This window comes from Chryseobacterium sp. MDT2-18, assembly GCF_030815285.1.
GTDB lineage: Bacteria > Bacteroidota > Bacteroidia > Flavobacteriales > Weeksellaceae > Kaistella > Kaistella salivictor.
The window spans coordinates 401,965-408,420 of the sequence record NZ_JAUSWQ010000002.1; the positions used below are offsets into that span (position 1 = coordinate 401,965).

A 6,456-nucleotide genomic window follows, 5' to 3' on the forward strand; every position below is an offset into this window, starting at 1 on the left:
TATCATGAAAAAATTACTTTTAATATTCGCCCTTTTCTTTTCCCACTTCTTTCAAATCAATGCCCAGAAAGATAAGCTGGATCAGCTTTTTGAAAAATACCAGGAAACCGACGGCGTGACCTCGATTAAGATTGCAAAACCGATGTTCAATATGCTGAACAAGCTGAATATCGCTGATAATGAACTGACCCAAATAAAACCGTTACTGAGTAAAATCAATGGATTGAAAATTCTGATTGTCGAAAAGCCTGACGAACAGAAACTGCAGTCGCAGTTCCAAAAATTACAGTCCGACATTTCTGCTTCCATAAAAAGTATGAAATATGAAGAACTGATGACTGTGAACAGTAAAGACAATAAAATAAAATTTCTGTCTTCTGATGCCACAAATGGGATTCTCGACAATCTTTTACTGAGCATCAATTCCGACGGAAACCAAGTATTAATGATGCTCGACGGCAAAATTTCTATGGATGATGTGAACAACCTCATCAATGAAGCCGAAAAATCCGCGCCCATCAGTTCTGCTATTTCCACCAGTTCCAAAACTACCGTTATCACCAGTAATTCGGACATTACTACCAGCGGAACAAGCCAGGTCCGAAATGTAGGTAAGTTTGCAGGAATCTCGGTTTCCAGCGGTATTAAAGTGAATTTCACGCAGGGAAATAATCAGTCGGTCATTGTAGATACGGACCAAAATATGCAGGAATATGTTTCTACCGAGGTTCAGGACGGAATCCTAGTTATTGCGGTAAACAATAAAAATAAGAAGAACTTAAATTTCAAAAAATTATTAGTAACCATCGAAGCGCCGCGACTTTCTTCGGTAAAGGTTTCATCCGGTTCGCTTTTAACAGCGATTAATACAATTAATGAAAGCGATTTTAAAGCAGATATTTCATCGGGCGCCAATTTGAATGCAGATTTAAATATTAAAAATACGGTAAAAATGGAAATCAGTTCCGGTTCAAGTGCTAGAATTATGGCCCATGCAAAATCCATAGAAGTTGAAGGAAGCAGTGGTTCGATGTCAACAATTGAAGGGAAAGCCGATAAAATAGCGATCGACTTATCGAGTGCTGCTGCTTGTAACGCACAGAATCTGGTAGCTAAAGACGTCATTGCACATGCTTCTTCCGGCGCCAATATTAAAGTTCACGCAACGGAAACCTTAGCAGGAAGCGCAAGTTCTGGAGCATCAATCCGGTACAAAGGGAATCCCAAAATATCGAGTACTGACACCAAATCTACAAGTGGCGGAACTATTAAACCTTTAGACTAAAATCATGAAAAAAATATATTTCTTATCCGCGTTTGCCTTGCTGACGATTTCTTTACAATCCTGTATTGTATCACAGCATCCGAATATGGGATTCTTTGATAATCCTTACTATGATTATAAAGACGCCAAATTCACGAGCATTAATGTTCCGATGTTTCTCGCAAAACCCATTGTAAAAAAAGCATTGCGGGAAGATGGTGAAAATGAAGAGCTTATCAACCTTATTAAAAAAGTTTCTGATATTAAAGTAATGACCATCGAAAACGGAAATGCAGAAATGGTCGCTGATTTTGCCAAATATTTGAAGAAAGACAATTTCGAAGACTGGATGACCGTGAAGAAAGAAAAAGAGACGATTCATTTTCAGGCAAAACAGAAAGGAGACGAAATCAAGCGGCTAATGATCACGGTTGCCTCGGAAAGCGAACTTGTTCTTTTAGATGTTACCGGCAAGTTTACGGCGGACGATATTTCCAGGCTCATTAATTATTCAGAGAAAAATGAGGTAAATAAGATGGTAACGAAGTAATTTAACATTTTTAAATAAACCATTGCTATTTTTTTTAATTAAATTTAGCCAATGAAATTTTCAAAAGTCCTTTTATTTGTTACGCTCTTTCTGGGTTTAAATGCGAAAGCGCAGTTAGACTTAGAGCACTGGTTTCCCCCTGTATACAGGACCTCTTCTGGTCATGAGATTTCAGAAATATTTTTTTATCTTTCTACTGATAAAGTCGATCCTTTTGCTATAAAGGTTTACAATAATAATGTATTGATTAATACTTATGCTCTAAGCAAGTCTTCCCCACTTATTTTTACTGTACCAGAAAGTATGATTTATGTAAAAACAGATAAAAGAGTCATGCAGCCTATTTCCAGCGGGATTCACATAACAGGACAGAAAAGCTTCTATGCAAGTTTGCGGTTGGCATCTGGGCCACCAATAACAAGTTCTAAAATTGCCGATGTTTTTGCTTCTAAAGGAAAGTCTGCGCTAGGCAAAGAATTTTTTACGGTGATGGACCAGGTGATTCTTTATGGTAACAAACCTGATGCTATGAATTATGTTGCCTCGGTGATGGCAACCAAAGATAATACTCATGTGCGGGTTACAGATTATGATAAAGATATTATTTTCTCTAATGGAAGTTCCGATGATGAACTGAATTTTACTTTAAATAAAGGCGAGTCCTATATCATCGCTGCCGATAAGAAACAAAATAATCCCAGTGGGATTTTAGATGATAATGACCCCAATTTAATCGGAGCAAAAATTACATCTGATCAACCTGTCGTAGTTTCCAACGGTAATTTTTTGAGTCAAGATCTTGGGTTGGAGTCTGGAAATATGAATTTTGACCAATCAGTTCCAACGTCTAAGATCGGAAAAGAATATTTCATTGTTAATGGAATGACTAAATCTGATATTATGGAGAAACCTCTTTTTGTTGCAACGAAAGACAATACCAAAATTTACTTTAATGACGAAAAAACTCCTTTTATCACTCTGAACAAAGGCGAACATTATATCGGACCTTATGCTAATCGTAACGATAAATGGATTAAAGGAAATCAACCAGAATTTGTAAATACCGAACCGATCACAATCCCAACTCGGGGAATGTACATTCGTGCCTCCGAACCTATTTATTTATACCAATTAATTGGAGGTTATAATTTTTTAGTAAGAGGACCGGTACCTAATTTTACAGACTTTTCAAGCGGGATGTTATTTTCTTACCCGCTCGATAAAAATTATCTGCCAGATCCACGGCAGAAATTATCCAATACCGTACAAATTCCTAGTATAAATAAATTGGGTGTTGTAACAGTTGATAATAAAATCACCGTAAAAACAGAAGACAACGCTACTATTCTTTTTAATGGAGGCGCAGTTACCAACCTTTCTCCTATTCCAGGAAAACCGGGTTGGTCCTATTTTACAAGGCCTTATAATGTAGGAGACATCAATATCACCTCAAACAAAAGTCTTATTGTTGATGTCGTTGGCGGATTTAGATATGCAGGGTTTGGAAGCAGTTATACTGGCTTTTCCAATGATCCATTCATTATCAGAAATGGAAACTGTATTGAAGAAGGTGTTTACCTTTATGTGAATAATACCGACTTCATTAGTTTTCAATGGCAAAGAAACGGCGTGGATATTCCTGGTGCAACGAGTCCGAATTACACTCCTAATCTTCCCGGAAATTATACTTGCGTTTGTTTTTATACCGGTTTCAGTTCCACAACAGATCCAGTTTTTGTAGATGCATGCCCCTACACGATGACCGAAAAAAAACTCGGAAATTTCTGCAACTCATTTTATATCGGTCCTTCATTTAGTCCACCGAGAATCAAAGAGATAATTAAGTCAATACAAATATTAACCCAGCCATTACATGGAACAGCAACTGTTTCCGATGACGGTATTATGGTTAAAATTGATGATGATTTTTCCGGAGACAACCGAATGGTTTATCAATTAACTTCAGAAAGTGGTTTCTATGAAATATTCAAAGTTAGCTTTACGATTTATGCTTCGCCTACTGCCGAATTAAAAAATGCAATTTTTCCAAAAAGCTTTAACAACAGAAATTATATTTATGATTTAACAGAATCCATTGTCGCCAATCCAGATACGGATGTTCTAAAATATTATCGTTCAATGAGTGATGCAGAAAGTGGCATTAATGAAATTACAGGAAATCAAATCACCAATTTCAATACAAACAATAACGAGGTTTATGCCAGGGTTATTACTAAAAACAATTGTTTTAGAATTAACAAGATAGATTTAATTCAAACTGATATTCCGGACCAACCAGGAAATCCCGACACCCTTCTTCCCAATGTTTTTACCCCAAATGATGACGGTATTAATGATGTTTGGGACTATTCAGCATTAGGGAATATGAGTAATCTACAGTTGGCTATTTTCGACCGATATGGCAGCAAAGTCTATGAACATGGCAAAAATAACAAATCCTTTTGGGACGGAAAATCAAGAAACGGCATGAGCCATCCGACGGGAACGTACTGGGCTTACTATATTGTCATCGATGAAATGGGCAACAGAATTCAGAAAACGCAATGGGTTCTTCTGAAGAATGCCTATTAAATTTCTGTTAATAAAAAGCATAAATTTTCATCTTTGATAAAAATAACTTAATTTCGCGCAGAAAGTAAAGATGTCTATCCACAACAAAATCGTAGAAACGGCCATCACTTTCGATGACGTACTTCTAATCCCTTCTTATTCAGAAGTTTTACCTAATCAGGTTTCTTTAAAATCACGACTTTCCGATAAAATCACCCTCAATGTTCCCATAGTTTCCGCAGCAATGGACACGGTAACGGAAGCAGAAATGTCTATTGCCTTGGCAAGAGTTGGAGGTTTAGGTTTCATTCACAAAAACATGCCTATTGAAGAACAGTCAGCACAAGTTTACAGGGTAAAACGATCAGAAAACGGAATGATCTCTGATCCCGTGACACTTACAAAAGACCATACTCTGAGATACGCCAAAGATTTAATGGCTGATTATAAAATTTCCGGCTTACCAGTAGTGGACGCTGAAAATACTTTAATTGGAATCATTACCAACCGGGATGTAAAGTATCAGGAAAATCTTGAGGCAAAAGTGGAAGAATTGATGACGAAAGACAAATTGATTACTTCTGATAAATCCACCACCCTGGAACAGGCCAAACAAATCCTGTTGAAAAATCGGGTAGAAAAACTTCCTATCGTTGATAAAGATTTCAAACTTGTTGGTTTAATTACCATTAAAGATATCGATAATCAAATGGAATATCCCAATGCAAACAAAGACAGCAAAGGAAAATTGATCGTAGGAGCCGGCGTAGGAATCGGCGAAGACACCATTGAAAGGGTTACCGCTTTGGTAAAAGCTGGCGTCGATATTATTGCTGTTGATTCAGCACATGGTCATTCAAAAGGAGTTTTAGATAAAATTGCAGAAATCCGGAAAAACTTTCCAGATCTTGATATTGTAGGAGGAAACATTGTGACTGCAGATGCTGCAAAAGATTTGATCAATGCCGGTGCGAATATCCTGAAAGTGGGTATCGGTCCCGGATCGATCTGTACAACCAGAGTAGTTGCCGGAGTTGGGGTTCCTCAATTGTCTGCAATTTATAATGTTTTCGAATATGCGAAAAGCCAAAATGTAGCCGTAATTGCCGATGGTGGAATTAAATTATCCGGCGATATTGTAAAAGCTTTGGCTTCTGGCGCAAGTGCCGTAATGCTCGGCTCATTGTTGGCAGGAACGGACGAAGCTCCAGGTGAAGAAATTATTTTTCAGGGTAGAAAATTCAAGGCTTATCAGGGAATGGGTTCACTTTCAGCCATGCGACGTGGCGGAAAAGAAAGATACTTTCAAAGTGAGGCCAAAAAATTCGTTCCCGAAGGAATTGAAGGCCGGGTTCCCCACAAAGGAAAATTAGAAGATGTCGTCTTTCAGTTAACCGGCGGAATCCGCGCCGGCATGGGATATTGCGGGACCAAAGATATCGATACTTTACAAAAAGACGGAAAAATGGTAATGATTACCGGAAGTGGTTTAAAAGAATCGCATCCACATGATGTTATTATTACGCAGGAAGCGCCGAATTATTCATTGTAAAAAATCAAACTTAATAGAATATCAGCAAAAATCATTTTGTCACTGATAAAAAAAGAAAAACCTGAATTTATATTTAATTCAGGTTTTTCTTTGAATAGGAAGGATTTTTATTCCCTGGTTTTAACCAACACCCAACCGCTGTATTGATACTGTACTAAAAAAGTGTGTAAAGTAAAAAGTTGTATTTTTAAATTACAACAAATAAACGTACAGACTTATGAACTTTACACAAGAACAAATTTCGGATTTATTATTAAATGTAGCAAATTCTGAAAATGGGAGCAACTTATTGATGCAATTAACCTTAAATGCTTTTATGAAAAGTGAAAGACATCTTCATCAGCAGGAGAATGAAGGAGACTATTGCAATGGATACCGGGAGAGAAAAGCCAAGGGATTTGGCAAAGAGATGATTTTAAAAGTGCCAAGAACAAGAAATGGTACATTTTATCCAGTTTTATTAAATGTACTTCGCAACGAAGATGAAGAACGCCGCAAATTAATTTTCAGTTTATATCG

5 protein-coding genes are annotated in these 6,456 nt (G+C 37.1%); all 5 read left to right on the forward strand.

Annotated elements, in window-relative coordinates:
• Positions 1 to 4: 4 nt before the first annotated feature.
• Positions 5 to 1,285 carry a DUF4252 domain-containing protein gene (locus QF004_RS03820; RefSeq protein WP_165983199.1) on the forward strand — a complete coding sequence of 427 codons (1,281 nt, stop codon included), beginning with the start codon at positions 5 to 7 and terminating at the stop codon, positions 1,283 to 1,285.
• Between the two features lie 4 nt (positions 1,286 to 1,289).
• The gene (locus QF004_RS03825) at positions 1,290 to 1,814 is read left to right on the forward strand and encodes a DUF4252 domain-containing protein (protein WP_307422878.1); all 525 of its coding nucleotides are present in this window, start codon (positions 1,290 to 1,292) and stop codon (positions 1,812 to 1,814) included.
• 51 nt (positions 1,815 to 1,865) lie between these two features.
• A complete protein-coding gene (locus tag QF004_RS03830; RefSeq protein WP_307422881.1) occupies positions 1,866 to 4,406 on the forward strand; it encodes a gliding motility-associated C-terminal domain-containing protein in 2,541 nt (846 codons plus the stop codon).
• Positions 4,407 to 4,476: 70 nt separating this feature from the next.
• Positions 4,477 to 5,937, forward strand: coding sequence for an IMP dehydrogenase (guaB, locus tag QF004_RS03835; protein WP_307422884.1), 1,461 nt, complete (start codon positions 4,477 to 4,479; stop codon positions 5,935 to 5,937).
• Between the two features lie 217 nt (positions 5,938 to 6,154).
• Positions 6,155 to 6,456, forward strand: a 302-nt coding sequence (locus QF004_RS03840; protein ID WP_307422886.1) for a transposase, incomplete at its 3' end; no start/stop codon positions are given.